The organism is Arthrobacter sp. Z4-13 (assembly GCF_054792705.1).
On the sequence record NZ_CP096459.1, the window covers coordinates 2,141,984 to 2,159,422 of the forward strand.

At 63.9% G+C, this 17,439-nt stretch carries 17 protein-coding genes and 3 pseudogenes; 8 read left to right on the forward strand and 12 right to left on the reverse strand.

What is annotated here, in order from left to right; all coding sequences use genetic code 11:
* Positions 1-34 precede the first annotated feature (34 nt).
* Positions 35-2,047 carry a M3 family metallopeptidase gene (locus M1E07_RS11590; RefSeq protein ID WP_461186862.1) on the forward strand — a complete coding sequence of 671 codons (2,013 nt, stop codon included), beginning with the start codon at positions 35-37 and terminating at the stop codon, positions 2,045-2,047.
* 233 nt (positions 2,048-2,280) lie between these two features.
* Here the strand turns inward: M1E07_RS11590 and pdxS are convergent, their stop codons facing one another.
* From pdxS to M1E07_RS11620, 6 genes are all read right to left on the reverse strand, one after another.
* Positions 2,281-3,207 carry a pyridoxal 5'-phosphate synthase lyase subunit PdxS gene (pdxS, locus tag M1E07_RS11595; RefSeq protein ID WP_307094926.1) on the reverse strand — a complete coding sequence of 309 codons (927 nt, stop codon included), beginning with the start codon at positions 3,205-3,207 and terminating at the stop codon, positions 2,281-2,283.
* Positions 3,208-3,353: 146 nt separating this feature from the next.
* Positions 3,354-3,977, reverse strand: coding sequence for a phosphatidylinositol phosphate synthase (pgsA, locus tag M1E07_RS11600; RefSeq protein WP_461186863.1), 624 nt, complete (start codon positions 3,975-3,977; stop codon positions 3,354-3,356).
* Positions 3,967-4,554 (reverse strand): HIT family protein, encoded by a 588-nt coding sequence (locus M1E07_RS11605; RefSeq protein ID WP_461186864.1) that lies wholly within the window; start codon positions 4,552-4,554, stop codon positions 3,967-3,969. The genes pgsA and M1E07_RS11605 overlap by 11 nt, the downstream gene beginning before the upstream one ends.
* Positions 4,555-4,571: 17 nt before the next feature.
* A complete protein-coding gene (thrS, locus tag M1E07_RS11610) occupies positions 4,572-6,581 on the reverse strand; it encodes a threonine--tRNA ligase (RefSeq protein ID WP_461186865.1) in 2,010 nt (669 codons plus the stop codon).
* Between the two features lie 116 nt (positions 6,582-6,697).
* Positions 6,698-10,186: a DNA polymerase III subunit alpha gene (locus tag M1E07_RS11615; protein WP_461186866.1), complete on the reverse strand. Its 3,489-nt coding sequence runs from the start codon at positions 10,184-10,186 to the stop codon at positions 6,698-6,700.
* The gene (locus M1E07_RS11620) at positions 10,183-10,521 is read right to left on the reverse strand and encodes a DUF6504 family protein (RefSeq protein WP_461186867.1); all 339 of its coding nucleotides are present in this window, start codon (positions 10,519-10,521) and stop codon (positions 10,183-10,185) included. Before M1E07_RS11620 ends, M1E07_RS11615 begins: the two co-directional genes overlap by 4 nt.
* Positions 10,522-10,654: 133 nt before the next feature.
* On the opposite strand from M1E07_RS11620, the gene M1E07_RS11625 reads away from it, so the two are divergent.
* Positions 10,655-11,044, forward strand: coding sequence for a hypothetical protein (locus tag M1E07_RS11625; protein ID WP_461186868.1), 390 nt, complete (start codon positions 10,655-10,657; stop codon positions 11,042-11,044).
* 18 nt (positions 11,045-11,062) lie between these two features.
* On the opposite strand, the gene M1E07_RS11630 is transcribed toward M1E07_RS11625, so the two are convergent.
* A complete protein-coding gene (locus M1E07_RS11630) occupies positions 11,063-11,383 on the reverse strand; it encodes a chorismate mutase (protein WP_461186869.1) in 321 nt (106 codons plus the stop codon).
* A 19-nt stretch (positions 11,384-11,402) separates the two neighbouring features.
* Between M1E07_RS11630 and M1E07_RS11635 the strand changes: the two genes are divergently transcribed.
* Entirely contained in the window at positions 11,403-11,825 is a 423-nt protein-coding gene (locus M1E07_RS11635) for a VOC family protein (RefSeq protein ID WP_461186870.1), read from the forward strand.
* A gap of 38 nt (positions 11,826-11,863) precedes the next feature.
* On the opposite strand, the gene M1E07_RS11640 is transcribed toward M1E07_RS11635, so the two are convergent.
* Entirely contained in the window at positions 11,864-12,625 is a 762-nt protein-coding gene (locus tag M1E07_RS11640) for an SOS response-associated peptidase (protein ID WP_461186871.1), read from the reverse strand.
* Positions 12,626-12,754: 129 nt separating this feature from the next.
* Here M1E07_RS11640 and M1E07_RS11645 point away from each other — a divergent pair, with 129 nt between their 5' ends.
* On the forward strand, positions 12,755-13,012 hold the full coding sequence (locus M1E07_RS11645; protein WP_461186872.1) for a mycoredoxin: 258 nt from the start codon (positions 12,755-12,757) through the stop codon (positions 13,010-13,012).
* A gap of 200 nt (positions 13,013-13,212) precedes the next feature.
* A pseudogene (locus M1E07_RS11650) lies at positions 13,213-13,347 on the forward strand (zinc-binding dehydrogenase); the annotation flags it as partial.
* A gap of 9 nt (positions 13,348-13,356) precedes the next feature.
* Here M1E07_RS11650 and M1E07_RS11655 read toward each other — a convergent pair.
* On the reverse strand, positions 13,357-14,103 hold the full coding sequence (locus tag M1E07_RS11655) for a lipoate--protein ligase family protein (protein ID WP_461190384.1): 747 nt from the start codon (positions 14,101-14,103) through the stop codon (positions 13,357-13,359).
* 107 nt (positions 14,104-14,210) lie between these two features.
* On the opposite strand from M1E07_RS11655, the pseudogene M1E07_RS11660 reads away from it, so the two are divergent.
* Positions 14,211-14,306, forward strand: a pseudogene (locus M1E07_RS11660) (DUF2177 family protein); the annotation flags it as partial.
* A 50-nt stretch (positions 14,307-14,356) separates the two neighbouring features.
* On the opposite strand, the gene M1E07_RS11665 reads toward M1E07_RS11660, so the two are convergent.
* Positions 14,357-15,160 carry a thioesterase family protein gene (locus M1E07_RS11665; RefSeq protein WP_461186873.1) on the reverse strand — a complete coding sequence of 268 codons (804 nt, stop codon included), beginning with the start codon at positions 15,158-15,160 and terminating at the stop codon, positions 14,357-14,359.
* Between the two features lie 178 nt (positions 15,161-15,338).
* On the opposite strand from M1E07_RS11665, the pseudogene M1E07_RS11670 reads away from it, so the two are divergent.
* Positions 15,339-16,002 (forward strand): annotated as a pseudogene (locus M1E07_RS11670) (endonuclease/exonuclease/phosphatase family protein).
* A gap of 9 nt (positions 16,003-16,011) precedes the next feature.
* Here the strand turns inward: M1E07_RS11670 and M1E07_RS11675 are convergent.
* Both M1E07_RS11675 and M1E07_RS11680 read right to left on the reverse strand, forming a co-directional pair.
* On the reverse strand, positions 16,012-16,521 hold the full coding sequence (locus M1E07_RS11675; RefSeq protein ID WP_461186874.1) for an NUDIX domain-containing protein: 510 nt from the start codon (positions 16,519-16,521) through the stop codon (positions 16,012-16,014).
* A gap of 56 nt (positions 16,522-16,577) precedes the next feature.
* Positions 16,578-16,769 (reverse strand): DUF1918 domain-containing protein, encoded by a 192-nt coding sequence (locus M1E07_RS11680; protein ID WP_163163989.1) that lies wholly within the window; start codon positions 16,767-16,769, stop codon positions 16,578-16,580.
* A gap of 98 nt (positions 16,770-16,867) precedes the next feature.
* Here M1E07_RS11680 and M1E07_RS11685 point away from each other — a divergent pair, with 98 nt between their 5' ends.
* Positions 16,868-17,386 (forward strand): metallophosphoesterase family protein, encoded by a 519-nt coding sequence (locus M1E07_RS11685; protein WP_461186875.1) that lies wholly within the window; start codon positions 16,868-16,870, stop codon positions 17,384-17,386.
* The last annotated feature ends 53 nt before the right edge of the window (positions 17,387-17,439 follow it).

Here is a 17,439-nt window from a genome sequence, read left to right on the forward strand (position 1 = left end):
TGTGATGGCGCGGCCCGTATGGAAGATTTGCGTCATGACAAACCCCCTGCTCACTCCCAGCACGCTTCCGTTCGCTGTGCCACCGTTCGCGGACATCGAGGCTTCCCACTACGCTAAGGCGGCAGAGGCAGGATTCGCGGAGCACCTGGCGGAAATCCGCGCCATCACGGAGAATCCCGAGCCGGTCACCTTCGAAAACACGGCTGTGGCGATGGAGCGCTCCGGCCAGCTGCTGCAAAGGACTGCCGCCGCGTTTTTTACGCTCGTTTCTGCCGATGCTTCCGAGGAGATCCGGGAACTTGAAACTCAGCTCTCGCCGCGGTTCTCAGCCCACCAGGACCAAGTGTTCCTGGACAAGGCGCTCTACGAACGCTTCGCCGCCATCGAGCTGGACGGTCTTGATCCGGAGTCGGTACGACTGGTGGAGGAGTATCTGAAGGAATTCCGGCAATCCGGAATCCAGCTGGACGGCCCCGCGCAGGAGCGCCTCCGGCAGCTCAATGCCGAACTTTCCCGGCTGGGCACCGAATTCGGCCAGCGGGTCAAGGAAGGCATGAAGTCCGCGGCCCTCCTGCTTGAGGACCCCTCCGACTTGGCGGGATTGCCGGCCGACGACGTGGCCGGTGCCGCCGAAGCGGCCCGCGTGGCCGGGCATGAGGGGAAGTTCCTCCTGACGCTGATCCAGCCGACCAACCAGCCTTCCCTTGCCGCACTGGAAAACCGCGGCATCCGGCGTCGGCTGTTTGAAGCCTCCGTGGCCCGCGGCAGCAGCGGCGGCAATCTCGACGTGCTCGAGCTCGCCCGGACTATGGCTGGCCTGCGCGCCGAAAAAGCTGCCCGGCTGGGCTTCGCCAACTACGCCGAGCTGGTGGTGGATCTCCAAACCGCACCTGATTTCGAATCGGTCCAGTCGATGCTGAACCGGATGGCACCTGCGGCGGTCCGCAACGCAGACCGCGAGGCCACGGAACTTGCTGAGGCAGCCGGCCACCCCCTCGAGGCCTGGGACTGGGCGTTCTACTCCGCGAAGGTCCGCCGCGAAAAGTACGAGGTGGACGAGCAGGCCCTCCGGCCCTATTTCGAGCTGGACCGGGTCCTCACCGACGGGGTCTTCTTCGCGGCCACGTCGCTTTACGGCATCACCTTCCACGAGCGGCAGGACCTCCCCGGGTACCACCCGGACGTACGCGTCTGGGAGGTCCGCAACGAGGACGGCAGCGCTTTAGGGCTTTTCCTCGGCGACTACTACACCCGCGAGTCCAAGCGGGGCGGCGCCTGGATGAACTCCCTGGTGGAACAGTCGGCCCTGCTGGGGACCAAGCCCGTGGTCATTAACAACCTCAATATCTCCAAGCCGGCCGCGGGCGAACCCACGCTGCTGACGCTGGATGAACTGCGGACCACCTTCCACGAATTCGGACATGCCTTGCACGGGCTGTTTTCCGCTGTCACCTATCCGCGGTTTTCCGGCACGTCAGTTCCCCGGGACTTCGTGGAGTACCCGTCCCAGGTCAACGAAATGTGGATTATGTGGCCGGAGGTGCTGGCCAACTACGCGAAGCACTACGCCACCGGCGAGCCGCTCGCGCAGGACATCGTGGACAAACTGAACAAATCACGGCTCTGGGGTGAGGGTTTTGCCACCACCGAGTATCTGGGGGCGGCTTTGCTGGACCTGGCCTGGCATGTCCTGGGCAGCAGCGAGGTGCCTGAGGACGCCCTGGCTTTCGAGGACAAGGCCCTGGCAGCTGCCGGAATTGCCCATGCCCTGATTCCGCCGCGCTACCGCACCGGATACTTCCAGCACGTTTTCGCGGGAGCCGGTTACGCGGCCGGTTACTACTCGTACATCTGGAGCGAGGTTTTGGACGCCGAGACGGTGGACTGGTTCACCGAGAACGGAGGCATGACCCGCGCCAACGGCGAACGCTTCCGGCAGGAGCTGCTGTCCCAAGGAAACAGCCGCGACCCCCTCGAATCCTTCCGCACCCTCCGGGGCCGCGAAGCCAAACTCGAGCCCCTCCTAAAGCGCCGCGGCCTGGAGTAACCAGCTCCCCCACCTTAAAGAAGTACGACGCCGGTCCCCCACCACTAAGGGTGAGGGACCGGCGTCGTACGTCAGGAGCAAAGGTACCCTGGCGCTGGACGGTGTTATCCGGCAGCGCGCGTTAAAGGGGCCCCGCGCCGCAAGCAGCCACCAAGCTGCCGACAACGCGCGGGGAATAGCGCGCCGAGGATGACGCCGTCCGGCGTCCCCAAGGCGACCAAAGAGGGCGGAAGTTACCAGCCGCGCTCGGCAAGGCGGTGGGGCTGCGGGATCTCGTCGACGTTGATGCCCACCATGGCTTCACCCAGGCCGCGGGAGGCCTTGGCGATGACGTCGGGGTCGTCGAAGAAGGTAGTCGCCTTGACGACGGCGGCGGCGCGCTGGGCGGGGTTGCCGGACTTGAAGATACCGGAGCCAACGAACACGCCGTCGGCGCCGAGCTGCATCATCATGGCGGCGTCGGCCGGGGTGGCGATGCCGCCGGCGGTGAACAGGACCACGGGAAGCTTGCCGGCAGCGGCAACTTCCTTGACCAGCTCGTACGGGGCCTGCAGTTCTTTGGCGGCAACGTACAGCTCGTCCTCGGGCAGTGCGGCAAGCTTGGCGATTTCGGAGCGGATCTGGCGCATGTGGCCAGTGGCGTTGGAGACGTCGCCGGTGCCGGCCTCGCCCTTGGACCGGATCATCGCCGCGCCCTCGTTGATGCGGCGCAGTGCCTCACCGAGGTTGGTGGCCCCGCAGACGAAGGGAACCTTGAAGTTCCACTTGTCGATGTGGTTGATGTAGTCGGCCGGGGTCAGGACCTCGGACTCGTCAATGTAGTCCACGCCGAGGGACTGCAGGACCTGGGCCTCAACGAAGTGGCCGATCCGGGCCTTGGCCATGACCGGCACGGACACGGCGTCGATGATTTTGTCGATCATGTCCGGATCGGACATGCGGGACACGCCGCCCTGGGCGCGGATATCGGCCGGAACACGTTCCAGCGCCATTACAGCAACGGCACCGGCGTCTTCGGCGATGCGGGCCTGTTCGACGTTGACGACGTCCATGATGACGCCGCCCTTGAGCATCTCAGCCATGCCCCGCTTCACGCGGTTGCTGCCCGTGACGCTGTTCGCGGACGAACCGGCCTCGCTGCTTACATCAGGTGTAGACACAAAAACCCCTATGGGTAGATAGATGACCTTCGCCGGGCATGCAGGGTGGCAGGAAGATGCCATATCTACATACACCGGGTTGCCGGATCCATTGACCGGGCAGTCCTAATACTAGTCTCACCGCGCCCGGCCGGCTTAATTCCTGCTTAATCCGCCGGAGATGGTTCTGCAAGTGCCTGGCGGCGTACCGACCATACGCGCTGGACCACGGTGACGAAGCTGGCAAGGGCGAGGAGCACAAGCGTTACCAGCAGCACCACCTGCGGCAGCCCGAGGCCGGTAAATCCAGTGACGACCAGCACGGACACGAGGCGTTCGGCGCGTTCTGCGATGCCGATGTTGGCCGTGAACCCCAGCGACTCAGCCTTGGCCCTGGCGTAGGAGACCACCATGCCAAGGACGAGGCAGACGGTGGCTGCCGTGGCAATGGGAACGTTCGCGCCGCCGGTGAAGAACCAGACGGCCAGGCCGGCGAAAAGCGCGCCGTCTGCGATTCGGTCCAGGGTGGAGTCGAGGAAGTTGCCCCAGCGGCTGCCCACCGCCTGCATCCTGGCCATGATGCCGTCCAGGACATCGGAGAAAATGAACGCGGTGATGAACAGTGTTCCCCACCAGAGCTGCCCCAGGGGGTAGAAGACGAGGGCTCCCACCACCACACCGGCCGTACCGATGATGGTCACCGCATCGGGTGAGACGCCGATCCGAAGGAGCCAGCGTGCCAGCGGGGTGAACAGCGCGGTGAAGAACTTGCGGGCGTGCTTATTCAGCATCCGTCTCCCCGGGCCAGGCGTCGGCGACCTGTTGGCGGACCTCGTCCAGGGTCTGCGTAATCGCCTTGGTCTGGGCGATGATCGGGAAAAAATTTCCGTCACCGCCCCAGCGCGGAACAATGTGCTGGTGCAGGTGGGCGGCGATGCCGGCGCCGCCCACCACGCCCTGGTTCATGCCGAGGTTGAATCCGCCGGGGTTTGATACTTTCCGCAGGACCCGCATGGCCGTCTGCGTGAGCTCGGCGAACTCCGCCGTCTCCTCAAGGGTCAGGTCGGTGTAGTCGGGGATGTGGCGGTACGGGCAGACCAGGAGATGCCCCGGGTTGTATGGAAACAGGTTCAGCACCACGTAACAGGTCTTTCCCCTGTGCACGATCAGCGCATCCTCATCGGTCCGTCCCGGTCCTATGCAAAAGGGGCAGTCGTTTTCGTTCTTGAACTGGTGCTGGCCGCCTTTGATGTACGCCATGCGGTGCGGAGTCCACAGGCGCTGGAAGGCGTCCGGGACACCGGCGAGGTCAAAGTCGTCGGTAACGCCGGCATCACCTGGATATCCTGCGCCTGGGTTCTCCTGCACGGTGCTGTTCCGTTCCGCTAGCTGGTCCGGTTACGGACGGCTTCCGTGATCCGCTTGACTGCCTCTGCCACCGGCACGCCGTTGTCCTGGCTTCCATCGCGGAACCGGAACGACACGGCGCCTGCCTCGGCGTCGTCGCCGCCGGCGATCAGCACGAACGGGATCTTGTCCTTGCTGGCGGTGCGGATTTTCTTCGGGAACCTGTCCGAGGTGGTGTCCACCTCGGCGCGGATGCCGGCCGCCTTAAGCTGATCGACGACGTCGAACATGTACTCGTTGAACGTCTCGGCCACCGGGATGCCCACCACCTGGACCGGGGCGAGCCAGGCCGGGAAAGCGCCCGCGTAGTGCTCGGTCAGCACGCCCATGAACCGCTCCACCGACCCGAACAGGGCCCGGTGGATCATCACGGGACGCTGACGGGTGCCGTCGGCGGCCTGGAACTCCAGTTCGAAGCGTTCGGGCAGGTTGAAGTCCAGCTGGATGGTGGACATCTGCCAGGTGCGGCCCAGCGCGTCCTTCGCCTGGACGGAGATCTTGGGGCCGTAGAAGGCAGCCCCGCCCGGATCCGGCACGAGTTCAAGACCTGATTCCTGTGCCACTTCGGCCAGGGTCCTGGTGGCTTCCTCCCAGGCGGCGTCGTCACCGACATACTTTTCCGGGTCCTTCGTGGAAAGTTCCAGGTAGAAGTCGTTGAGCCCGTAGTCCTTGAGCAGGTCCAGGACGAAGTTCAAGGTCTTGGTGAGTTCGTCCTTCATCTGCTCGCGGGTGCAGTAGATGTGGGCATCGTCCTGTGTCATGCCGCGCACGCGCGTGAGGCCGTGCACCACGCCGGACTTCTCGTACCGGTAGACCGAACCGAATTCGAAAAGGCGCAGGGGCAGCTCACGGTAGGAGCGTCCGCGGGAACGGAAAATAAGGTTGTGCATGGGGCAGTTCATCGGCTTCAGGTAATAGTCCTGGCCGGGCTTGCGCACTGTCCCGTCTTCGTTGAGTTCGGCGTCCACGTGCATCGCCGGGAACATGCCGTCCTTGTACCAGTCCAGGTGGCCCGAGACTTCGTACAGGTGGCCCTTGGTGATGTGCGGCGTGTAAACGAACTCGTAGCCGGCTTCGACGTGGCGCTGCCGTGAGTAGTCCTCCATCTCCTTGCGGATGATGCCGCCCTTGGGGTGGAACACCGGCAGTCCGGAACCGAGCTCGTCAGGGAAGGAGAACAGGTCCAGTTCGGAGCCGAGCTTGCGGTGGTCGCGACGTTCAGCTTCGGCGATGCGTTCCTGGTAGGCCTTGAGCGCATCCTTGGTGGGCCAGGCCGTGCCGTAGATGCGCTGCAGCTGCTGGTTCTTCTGGTTTCCCAGCCAATAGGCCGAGGACGAGCGGGTGAGCGCGAAGGCGTTGGAAATCAGCTTGGTGTTGGGCAGATGCGGGCCGCGGCAGAGATCGCACCAGACGGTGGTCCCTTCCTTGCGCTCAACGTTGTCATAGATGGTGATGTCGCCGGCGCCAACCTCGACGTTCACGCCTTCACCGGCTTCGGCGGCTTCATTTTTCTTGCCCAGGAGTTCGAGCTTGTAGGGCTCGTTCTTCATTGCCTCGCGGGCCTCGTCCTCGGAGACCACCCGCCGGACGAACTTCTGGTTCTGGTTGACGATCTTGAGCATCATCTTTTCGAGGGTTTTGAGGTCCTCGGGGGTGAAGGGCTCGGCCACGTCAAAGTCGAAGTAGAAACCGTCGGTAATGTACGGGCCGATGCCCAGTTTGGCATCCGGGCGCAGCTGCTGAACGGCCTGGGCCATCACGTGGGCGGTGGAATGGCGGAGGACGTTGAGGCCGTCGGGGGAATCGATGGTGACGCCTTCGACCTCGGCCCCTTCCGGAAGTTCCTGGTCCAGGTCCTTCAGCTCGCCATTGACGCGGGCAACAACAACTTCACGGCGCTCAAAGAAGAGTTCCGCACCGGTTGTCCCGGTAGTCACCTTGGTCTCTTCGCCATCGACGAGAAGGGTGATCTGCTGGGCATCTGACACGGGTGTCTCCTATTCAAAGTTAAGGCTTCATAGCTTGTGGCATACGGGGACCACAGCCAGCCACCGTCAATGCTATCGGTTCAGCAGAGGGCCGACCAACGCGGCGCACGGCAGGCTCAGCCGTTAAATCCCGTAATGGCCAGGCTCCTGTTGATTCCGTCCAGGGGGTGCGGGCCGTCCGGGACCCGGGTATCCGAAAGTGGAAAAGGCAAGGTTTCGGTGCGGCTCAGGTCCCAGGCCATGCTCGCGCTGAGGCTGATTCCCCGCGGGCCTGTCCTTCGCGTGGTGCCGCGGATAAGCAGCAACCGGGTTCCGAACAGGAGTTGGCCGGCATTTTCCTGGGCCTCATGGAAGAAGACTGAATCAATGCAGCCGGTGCCGTCGTCAATGCTGATGAACACCACCCTCCTGCCCCCGCGCATGGGAGGCGTCTGAGTGGCTACCCGAACTCCGGCTACCAGCACTTCTGTCCCGTTGCGCAGGCCCAGGAGCTTGTCTGCCGTAATCACTCCCAACCTGTCCAGCATCGGCCGATGGCTCTCCATCAGGTGGCTGCTAACGTCCACGGCCATTAGATCCAACTCTGCCCGTACGTTCTCGATAAGGGTAGGTTCAGGGAGGCCTGGCTTGACGTTGCGCAGTTCCACATCGCCGAGGGGCAGAGCCAGCTGCCCCTCGAGAACTTCGACCCCTTTCCGCCCGCTGCCTGCACTTTGAAGCTGCTGCAGGTGCTGGACCAGGTCCGCCCTGTTGGCCATCCCGCCCGCCTCACGGTGCAGGGAGTCAAACGCCCCGAGCTGGGCCAGGCGTTTGATGCTTGGCTTGCTCAACCGCGAGCGCGTCCGGAGGTCTGCCAGGGAGTCATACGGCTGGCCTGCCACAATCCGTTTCATTTCCGTACCGGACATGCCGTAGATTCCCGCCAGGCTCAGCCTGATCCCCAGCCTTCCAGCATCAGGGCCCTGCCGGACGCGCTCCACCCGGTATTCGGCACCGCTGCGGTTAATGTCCAGCGGAAGGATGGGGATGCCCATCCTTCTGGCCTCGGCAACGAGGAGCCGCTTGGGGTACATGCCGGGGTCGTGTTCCCACAGGCCGGCAAGGAACGCCTCCGGATGGTGGGCCTTCAGCCAGGCCGATTGGTAGGTGGGGACAGCAAAAGCAGCACCATGGGCCTTGCAGAAGCCAAAACTGGCGAAGGATTTCAAGGTCCCCCAGACCTTGTCAACGACGTCGGGCGAGTAACCCTTGGCTTTTGCCTCGCGGCGGAAAAAGGTCTCTACCTGGGATTCCAGGATATCGTTGCTCAACGCCCGGCGGAACTCGTCAGCTTTCGCAAGCCCGCAACCTGTCATCACGTCAAAGGTCCTCAGGATCTGTTCGTGGAATACGGTCACACCGTGGGTTTCCTGCAGCACGGGCTTGAGGTCGGGATGGGGATACACCTCTGGGGCGAAGCCATGCCGATGTTCCAGGAAGGGCCGGACCATGTCTGATTTCATGGGACCGGGGCGAAACAGGGAGATATCAATAATGAGGTCGTTGAACTCCCGCGGGGCCATTTTCCCCACGAGCTCCCGCTGGCCGGGGGATTCGATCTGGAAGCATCCCAGTGTATGGGTGCTTCTGATCAGCTCATATGTCGGTTCATCATCCAAAGGCACGGCGTTGAGGTCTATGTGCCCGTTTTCTGCAATGTAATCCGGGCCGGACCCGTCCTGCCCGGCAGGATGGCCCCCTGCAGCCACCACTTCCTTTTTTGAGGGGTGGATGCGGATGATTTCCCGGACCGCAAACGCCATGGCGCTTTGCATCCTGACGCCCAGGACATCGAGCTTGAGCATGCCCATGGGGTCCATGTCGTGTTTGTCGAACTGGCTCATGGGCAATCCCAGGCCGCTGGGCTGGACCGGAGTGCGGTCCAGCAGGGTTGCGTCCCCCAGGATTACTCCACATGGATGCATTGAAATATGCCGCGGCAACCTGTCAAGGCGTTCCGTAAGGTCCACCAGCAGGTCAAGCTGCTGGTTGCCGTGGGTGTCCCGTTGCTCCACCCGGCCCGCAAACTCCCTCAGTTCCGGCTTTTCCTGCAGTGCTTCCCGGAACTTCCGGGCTGAGAACCGCCACAGCTGTTTGGCAATATCCCCCACGTCTCCGTCGTCCATGCCCAAAGCCATGCCGGCGTCCCGCACTGCACCTCTTGCCCGGTACCCGTTCTGCATGCTCATCAGCGTGACCCGCTCGGCGCCGAAGCGCTCGAAGATCCGGCGGTAGACGTTATGCCGTTCGGCGCTTTCGACGTCGATATCTATATCCGGCAGGGTGGCGCGGTCCCGGGAAAGGAAGCGCTCGAAAATCAGGTCATGCTGAAGGGGATTTACCTGGCTGACGTCGATCAGATAGTTGACCAGGCTTGATGCACCTGAACCGCGGACTGCTGCCCTTACCCCCATGTCCTGGATCATGCGGGAAACCTCGGCAACGGTAAGGAAGTAGGAAGAGAACCCAAGGTTCTGGATGATGCCCAGTTCGTGCTCAAGCCGGTGCCGCATGTCCTTTTCCCGGATGCCCGAAAGCCCCGGGAACCGCCTCCCGATTCCCGCCTGGCAGCGTTGCACCAGTTCAAGGTGCGGATCCTGGCTGATTCCGATAACTGAAGCTTCCGGCACTACCGGCTGCTTCCAGCCCATATCGGCTTCGGGGTCCATCCTGCACAGATCTGCGAGCGCCTCGGTTTGTGCCATCAGCTGTTTGAGGTCTGCTGCACCATATCCGGCGGCGGAGGTAATTTCCTTGCCCAGTTGCAGCATCTGGCCGGCGGATTTCAGCCAGCCCTGGCCGTTGGGTTGCAGCATGGGTTCCCGGGCCAGCTCCGGCAGCGATTTCAGGGTCCGGGCTGAGTCCAGGACGTCGGCGGTGGCGGCTCCGTCCTCCGCACAGTACCTCACCGCGTTACTGAGGATGGCCGGTACTTTGTGCTCTTCCGCGAGCTTGAGCATACGGACGGCATGCGAGGTGCTCAGCGGCGCGCCCGGGGCGCTGAGCTGGGAAACGATCTCGGTCACCACTGTTCCGGGAGGCATGGCGTCGACCCATTGCTTGAAAAGCGTCCGCGGGCGCAGGTACCGGCGGCCGCCCATGGCACGCCCGACGTCGGAATCCGGCCCGATCAGGACCATCAGCACGGGTTTGAGGGTCTGGGGGTCCAGGGTGCGGGAGGCAAGCTCCGCCCTGGTCACCGCCACCGGCACTGTCCCCCCGGACTTCCCTGAAGTGCGGGCATGGGCATCTGACACCAGCCGGCACAGTGCACGGTACCCGGCCCCGTTGTTGTTGCCTCGGGCGAGCACCACCACACGGCCCGTCAGTTGGGTGCGGTGATCGCCGTCGTCGTCATAAACCGCCAGGTCCACGCCAACGACGGGATCAATACCAGCGGCCATGCAGGCCTTCAGGTGCTTGATGGTCCCGTAGAGGCCGTCGCGGTCAGTGCAGGCGAGCGCGGTTGCCCCGTCAGCAGCCGCAGCCTGCGCCAGTTCCTCAGGCCAGGACACGCCATAGTGGGCACTGAAGGCAGTGGAGACGTGGAGGTGGGTGAAGCTCATGCTGTTCGGGGGCGCAGGGCGTCATGGATCCGCAGGAGCCGCCAGCGGCCGCTGCGGATATGGCGGGTCAGGTCAAGGGTGAGTGGTTCTTCCTGATCCCTTACCGGTCCGGGACCTGCAGCGGATGGAAGCACCTGAATCCGCCAGATTTCGTGGTCCACCAGCCCAGGACCGGTTCCCAGCGGTGCACGGTTTTCTTCGGCCCACCACTGCCGGCGCTCGTACCATCGGACAGGTTCGGCGCAGACTGTATAGGACCGTCCTGCCCACAGAAGGCTTACCGGCTGGCCATCCGGATTGCACGCAACGTCCACGGATTCGCTGAACATCCCCATGCGCACCTCCCGGACAGAATAAGTAATCAGGACACATTCGAATATGTGTTCGAATACTTCAAGTCTAAGCCAGCGGCGGCACAAATCCTAGGCGGGGGTGGACGGACCGATCGGCAGGGAGCAGGATTGTGCCATGAGCACCCATGACGCACTCCTCAAACAGGTCAGCATCAAAGCCCAGGACTCCACACTCGTGGCCACCTTCGACATAGACGGCAATATCCCCGGTTCCGGTGCCTACGTGGTGGGGCTTGTGGCTGCCAGTCCGGACTACTCATCGCAGCGGCGCCTGGGCATTGAATTCATGAACGGAGAGGCGATTGCCTTCTTCTCTTTCAACCACGAGCAGAGCACGGAAGAGAACTACGATCTCTCAGGCGTCAGCCACTCCGGCAACACCATCACCGGCAATTTCCCGCTCGCGGCCATCAATGGGCTCGGCAAAGGGCACGTAATGACCGGCTTCAGCGAAGCGGACGGCCGGGAATTCCAGTCCGGTGTTCCGGTGGAGGAAAACCTGTAACAGCTGGGCAGAAACCGCTCAGCTGTTCTCTTTGTGGACCCGGAGTTCGAGTTCGATGAAGCCTGAGATCATGGCCCGGTACGTGGACTCAACGATGTCCGGGTCAATGTCCTTCTTCACAGCAGCGGAGCGGACGTGCTCGATAATCCGCTCCACGCGGCCGGGGGCACGGACCTCGGCGTCGTCACCTTTGAGGGTTCCGGCAATCCGGATCAGCCGTTCACGGCGGGCAATGAGGGTGACAATCTGGTCATCCACCTCGTCAACAGCAATCCGGACGGCAGCGAGCTGTTCCTTGTCGGCCAGTGCGTCTCTATCGTTCCCTTGAATTGTTGCCATCCTCTGACAGTATCGAACCATGCAGCCAAGAGTCGACTTCATTTCACTAGGCGTCCGCAGCGTTCCGGCGTCCCGCACCTTCTATGTGGAGGGCCTCGGCTGGCCCGTCCACCGGGAATTTACGGGGGATGTGGTGTTCATCCAGGTGAACCACGGCCTGGTGCTGTCGCTGTGGGACGTCCGCCAGATGCAGGCCGATGCCGGCGTCAGCGAGCCCGGCCCTGTCCCCTGCATCACCCTCAGCCACAACGTCCCCAGCACAGAGGACGTTGACCGTGTGATGGAAGAGGCTGCCGCAGCGGGAGCAGCCGTGATCGCCGAGCCCATCACCCAGCCCTGGGGCGGCTACAGCGGCTACTTTGCAGACCCGGACGGCTTCCGATGGGAGGTGGCGTACAACCCCACGTGGGCGGTGGACGACGCCGGGACGGTCACCGTTTAGCCTCTCGGCACGCTGGTGCGGGCTGCTGTGGTGACGGCCTAGAAGAGGGCTTCCACCGGGCGGATCAGCTCCGGGCCGTTGTTGCGGACGTTGCCCACTTCCTTGCCCACTGAATCCACATGCCAGTCTGATGCCACGTCCGTGACTCCGGACCGCACCAGGTCAACCAGCGCCGCGGCGTCGTCAGCCTCCGGATCGAGCCAAGCCTGCATAGTGGACTTGTCCATCGGCAGCGGCACCCGGTCATGCAGCGCGGTCAGCTTGCCGAAGACAGTTGATTCGCTGCCGGGCGGTGGAGTGTCAGTTGTCAGGATTGACGTGGAAAGCATCCAGCCGCCGGGCTCCCCCGCCGGCCAGGTTGGATCCTTCCACCACTCATAGAGCCCGGCAAAAACCAGGCCGCGGCCCTCCCCCGGATGCACGTAGTAGGGCTGCTTCGCTTTCCCGGCCCCCTGTTTCCATTCGTAGTAGCCGTCTGCGGGCACAGCGCACCGCCGCGACTGGATGGCCTTCCGGAACGCGGGCTTCTCCAACACCGATTCGCTCCGGGCGTTGATCATCCGCGAGCCGATACCGGGGTCCTTCGACCAGGAAGGAACCAGTCCCCATCGCGCCACGTGCAGCTGGCGCACTTGCCGGCGCTCCGGACCCTCATCGATCAGCCGCTCCAGGACGATGGGAACGTCGTCAGTTGGCGCAACATTCCACGACGGCGGGATGGCCACCTCCTCCTCAAGCTCGGCGTCGAACTCGGCCAGGAGGTCCCCCACGGCACGTGCCATCACATAGCGTCCACACATGGCTCCAGCATGCCATCGGCGGCAGAAGCTGTCATCCAGGGGCGGCAGCGGGGCTCAGTGGCTGGGAATACCGGGCTGCACGCTACCGTTGTCAGGAATGAAACCGTAAGCGACACGTAGGAGAAATCCGTGGACTTCACTCCCGAATCCGGCACGATCACCATGTTTTCCACCACCTGGTGCGGCTACTGCAATCGGCTGAAAAAGCAGCTGGACGCGCAGGGCATCGGCTACACCGAGATCAACATCGAGGAAGTGGAAGGCACCGCCGATCTCGTTGAGCAGCTCAACGGCGGCAACCGCACAGTGCCCACCGTCCTCTTCCCGGACGGCACCGCGGCCACCAACCCTTCCGCTGCCGAGGTCAAGACCCGCCTCGCAGCTTAGCCGGCAGGCCGGACCAGAGGTTCGGCAGCAGGCGCCCCGCCGTCGGGGGCGTGTGATACACAGAACGGGACCAGCATTTTCAATGTTGGTCCCGTTTTGCGTATCTGCACCATCCGCATGCCGTCTGTCGCATGGACCTGCACTACAAGCTGGGCGGCATCAGCGACGATTTCCCGTTCCTGCTGAGCCACGAGGCCACGGCCGCTATTGCAGGAGCCGCGCTCGCCGGCGCAACCACCATCATCGCCGTGGACATTGACGCCAAGAAGCTCGAGCGGGCCAAGGAGCTCGGCGCCACCCACACCGTTGGCTCCTCCGGCACCGATCCCGTGCAACCGTGCGGGTCATGCCCCCAGGCTGCTGAAGGCGGCGGTCCTGAGGGCGGCGTGGCCCGCGTAGGTGGCCAGCAGCGCGTCCTCCACGGCGGCGACGTCCACCCCGGGCACGAGGTCGTTGACGGCTCCCGCGGTGGCGGGATCCCATTCCAGCGCCAAGGCTGCGTAGCTGTCGGTGAGGACCTTGCGGATGGGGGCGGAGTCCTCCACCACAATGACGGAGCTGAACAGCCAGCCGCCGGATACCACCCGCTGGGCGGTGCCCACCAGCTTCACCTGCGCGCCGCCGGCGGGAGCCGAACCGTGCACGCTGTATTCCCCGGGGCAATACTCACCCGGAATTTCTCCCACGGCTGCCCGCACCCCTACGCCGCGCAGCGTTTCGGCGAACAGTTCGCCGAAGTACCCAAACCTGCTTTTGGATCCGGCGATGGCGTCAGGGTCCGGTTCGATGTGGTCCACCACTAGGGTTCCCTGGTGGTAGGCAGCCGCGCGCCCTCCCGCCCGGCGGACCAGCGGCTCAAAACCGTTGTCGCGGCAGGCCTGCGCCGCTGCGCCGAAGCCCGGCAGCCGCGTGTCCCGCTGGCCGAAGGCGACGGTGGGGGCAGGACGGTACAGCCGCAACGTGGGGCCGATGTCCCCCGTCCTTGCCTTTGCCAGGAGCTCCAGGCCAAATTCCAGGTCACGGGCTGCACCGAGCGACGCCTCCTGCCGCACCACTGTGAGCGTACGGGGTCCAGGTCCGGCGTGGTGCATGTTGCTAGGCTCCCCTATGGTCATCTTGCAGTTCCTTGTTGTCGCCGCCGCGTTCTGCACTAATTGACGCCGCGTTCGCAGTAATTGACGCCGTGTGGCTCAATCCAATGAACCCGTCTTACCGGCGCCACATTGGCGACTTGCCGGCGGACAAGCCAAACCTAGGGTACGCCGTCGCCTTCTACGTCATATACATCACCGGAATTGTGTTCTTTGCCCTCGGCCCCTCGACGGCGGCAGCTGGCCTACAGCCTCACGTCCTCCGCACGGTCAGGATCTGCTCTGCCCGGCCGAAGGGGCCCTGGAGGTCGTGCAGCACTGTTGATGTCAGGCCGATGCCGTCCTGGCCGAAGGACACAGCGTTGTCCAGTCCCAGCCACTCCCCTTCCGGGCGGCGGTACATGTGGATCTGCAGGTCCAGGTTGGGGAACGCGTAGCTGTCCTTGCCCGGCGGTACCCGTGCGGCGATGCCGTTGGCGGTGTCCACCAGCCCCATCAGCCGGGCGAGGTCACCGCTGTCCCCTCGGTCGGTCAGGGGGTGGTCGGTGCGCAGCCATACCTTGCCGGCCCCCGGCCGGTGCCCTTCCGCCACACGCATCTCCAGGGAGCGGATGTAGCCGCCCGGCCACACTGACGCGCCGTCGTAGGGCTTGCACTCGTCAGGTCCGGGAATATCAGTGTCTTCCACCGCGGCCACCCCGGAGGTGTCGCTGGTGATCATCCGCCAGCCCGTGGCACGGATGGCACTCCTGCCGCCGGCCACCAGCTCAGCCTGCAGCAGTTCGATGGTCCGCCCCGGCCGCAGCGTGGTGGTTTCGATATGGAATTCGCCGCCGGGGATCAGGCCCAGGATCTCGTAGCTAAGCCGGGCCAGCCGCATGTCCTTCCGCGGCTGGTGCCGTTCGAGGCTGTCGGCCATGAGTCCGGATGCCGGGGCCATGTGCTGCTCGTGGACGTTCCAGGCGCCCTGGGCGTGGATGGTCGAGCGGAAGCGGCCGCCGCCCAGGGATTGGTAGTAGAAGTTTCCCTCAGCCAGTTCAGGCAGATCAGCGGTCAACGGCATCCCTTCCAGGAGATTTAAGGAGTTTTCAGTGAAGTGCCAATAACTCTATCGTTTTGCCGGAGACCGCCGGCAGGGGCGGTTTTCCGACGCGGCGAAATGATGGAGCCTGCCGGCTGTCATCTGGGTAGACTCAGAAACTGGTCCTGTCAGCAACCCTCGGAAGAGGTGTCCCATGCGCGTCATCAGCTACAACCTCCGCGAGCACAAAGCGAGCGGTGAACTCCTTGCCCTGGCACGGAACCATGACATCGATGCGCTCTGCCTCCAGGAGGTGGACTCCAGCGACCTCCCGGAGACCCTGGGCCCGCTTCACCTCGCGGACGCCACCAAGGCGAACCGGCTCGGGCTGGCCATCTACTACCGCACCAGCCGGTTCACGGCCCTGGACACTCAGTCCTTTGCCTTGAAAAAGTCCATGCACGACAGGGTGCTTGCACCGGCGCATGAACGGCTGATCGGCACCCGCGTGATGGACAATGAAACGCAGCACGAACTTCCACGCCGCACCCCTGACGGCTTCCAACTCGCTGCGGCGGAAGCAGATCCACGCGGCCCACGCCGAACTCCTGAGCATGGGCAAGGGTTTGATGACGCTGATGGTGGGCGATTTCAACTACCCGTTCTTCACCAGGAACCTGCATGTCCACATGAAGAACTCGGGCTACGCATTGTCGCTGAGCAACCGGCGCACGTACACGCGCTACAAGGTCTTCAAAGGCCACTTCGACTTCGCCACGTCATTGGGGCTGGACATCACCAGCGTGGAGACCCTCCCGCGAGGCAATTCGGACCACCTGCCCATCCTGGTCACCGCCGAATACGGTCCGGACTACTGACCGCGTCCGCTACGTTCCGGAGGCGAGCCGTTCCCGCAAGGCCGGCCACGCCGCCGCAAAACCGGGATGCAGTTCCTGCTGCTCCACGTCAGCCTGCGGAATCCACAGCAGTTCGATGCTCTCCGGATCGCTGATCACCGGATCAAACGGCTCGGTCACCAGCACCACCACCGTGGTGTAGGACCAGTAGCCCAGGTCCAGCACCGACGTGAAAAGCACGTCGACGCTCTCCGGCGGCACGGCAGCCTCCTCATACGCCTCGCGCAAAGCCCCCACCACGGCGTCCTCGCCTTCGTGGAGCGCCCCGCCGGGCAGTCCCCAGGTCCCGCCGTTGTGGCTCCAGATGGCCCGGTGCTGCAGGAGCACACCCTTGGCAGGGTCATAGGCAAGCACCCCGGCCGCGCCGAACCTGCCCCAGTACCGGCCGTGCTCCCCTTCCACCCAGGCATCACCGGGATCGCGGGGACCGGTCCGGACAGGCGGAATGGACGATTGTGTTGAAGCCGGTGAGTGATCCATCGCTCCAGTCTGACAGGTGGAGCGCTGACAGGTGGGCGGCGCCTCACACTGCTGCGCTAGTGGCCGTTGCCGCGTTCGACGGCGAAATCACCGCCGGGATACATGATGGTTTCGTGCCCGTCATCAAAACGGACCAGATAAGGCGGCGTTCCACCCTGGCCGCGGACCTCGAGAATTACGCCGTGCCGGTCTGTAGACCCGACGTTCCTTCCGTGAACAATGATCCTGTCGCCCTGTGCTGCCTCCATGGCTATCACCTCCAGCCCCAGACTACGACTGCCCGCCATGCGGAACAATGCCAACGGAAAGGGTGATCGGAACTGCGCCGGCGTGGCAGGATTTTCCCATGCCGCTGAACCTTCTCATGGTCGCCGATACCCATGTGCCCAAGCGCGCCAAGGCGCTCCCGGCGCAACTGTGGGCCGCCGTCGAAAGCGCCGATGTGGTGTTCCACGCCGGCGACTGGGTGACGGTGGAACTTTTGGACCAGCTTGAGCGCCGCAGCCGCCGCCTGATTGGCGTCTACGGCAATAACGACGGTCCTGGCCTGCGCGGCCGGCTGCCTGAAACGGCTGCCGCCACACTTGAGGGTGTCCGCTTCGCCATAGTGCACGAAACCGGACAGGCCAAGGGCCGGGAAGCGCGCTGCGAGGCGCTTTACCCGGACGCCGATGTGCTGGTCTTCGGGCACAGCCACATCCCGTGGGACACCACCTCGCCGGGAGGATTGCGGCTGCTGAACCCGGGCTCCCCCACTGACCGGCGCCGCCAGCCTGCCTGCACGTACATGACAGCCGTGGTGGATTCGGGAACCCTCAGGGACGTCAGGCTGGTGGAGGTCCACCGGAACTCGAAACCCGACTGAACCAGGACTGCAATCCGGGTTGGCAGGGACAGGATTCATTGCCTAGGCTGGGA

Bases quoted from the DNA above. Each gene is read 5' to 3' on its own strand.
- M1E07_RS11590 (WP_461186862.1), top strand. From the start codon at position 35: ATGACAAACCCCCTGCTCACTCCCAGCACGCTTCCGTTCGCTGTGCCA.
- M1E07_RS11675 (WP_461186874.1), bottom strand. From the start codon at position 16,521: ATGGATCACTCACCGGCTTCAACACAATCGTCCATTCCGCCTGTCCGG.
- M1E07_RS11680 (WP_163163989.1), bottom strand. From the start codon at position 16,769: ATGGAGGCAGCACAGGGCGACAGGATCATTGTTCACGGAAGGAACGTC.
- M1E07_RS11640 (WP_461186871.1), bottom strand. From the start codon at position 12,625: ATGTGTGGACGCTATGTGATGGCACGTGCCGTGGGGGACCTCCTGGCC.
- pgsA (WP_461186863.1), bottom strand. From the start codon at position 3,977: ATGCTGAATAAGCACGCCCGCAAGTTCTTCACCGCGCTGTTCACCCCG.
- M1E07_RS11655 (WP_461190384.1), bottom strand. From the start codon at position 14,103: ATGCACCACGCCGGACCTGGACCCCGTACGCTCACAGTGGTGCGGCAG.
- M1E07_RS11635 (WP_461186870.1), top strand. From the start codon at position 11,403: ATGCAGCCAAGAGTCGACTTCATTTCACTAGGCGTCCGCAGCGTTCCG.
- M1E07_RS11620 (WP_461186867.1), bottom strand. From the start codon at position 10,521: ATGGGGATGTTCAGCGAATCCGTGGACGTTGCGTGCAATCCGGATGGC.
- M1E07_RS11615 (WP_461186866.1), bottom strand. From the start codon at position 10,186: ATGAGCTTCACCCACCTCCACGTCTCCACTGCCTTCAGTGCCCACTAT.
- M1E07_RS11685 (WP_461186875.1), top strand. From the start codon at position 16,868: ATGCCGCTGAACCTTCTCATGGTCGCCGATACCCATGTGCCCAAGCGC.
- M1E07_RS11630 (WP_461186869.1), bottom strand. From the start codon at position 11,383: ATGGCAACAATTCAAGGGAACGATAGAGACGCACTGGCCGACAAGGAA.
- M1E07_RS11625 (WP_461186868.1), top strand. From the start codon at position 10,655: ATGAGCACCCATGACGCACTCCTCAAACAGGTCAGCATCAAAGCCCAG.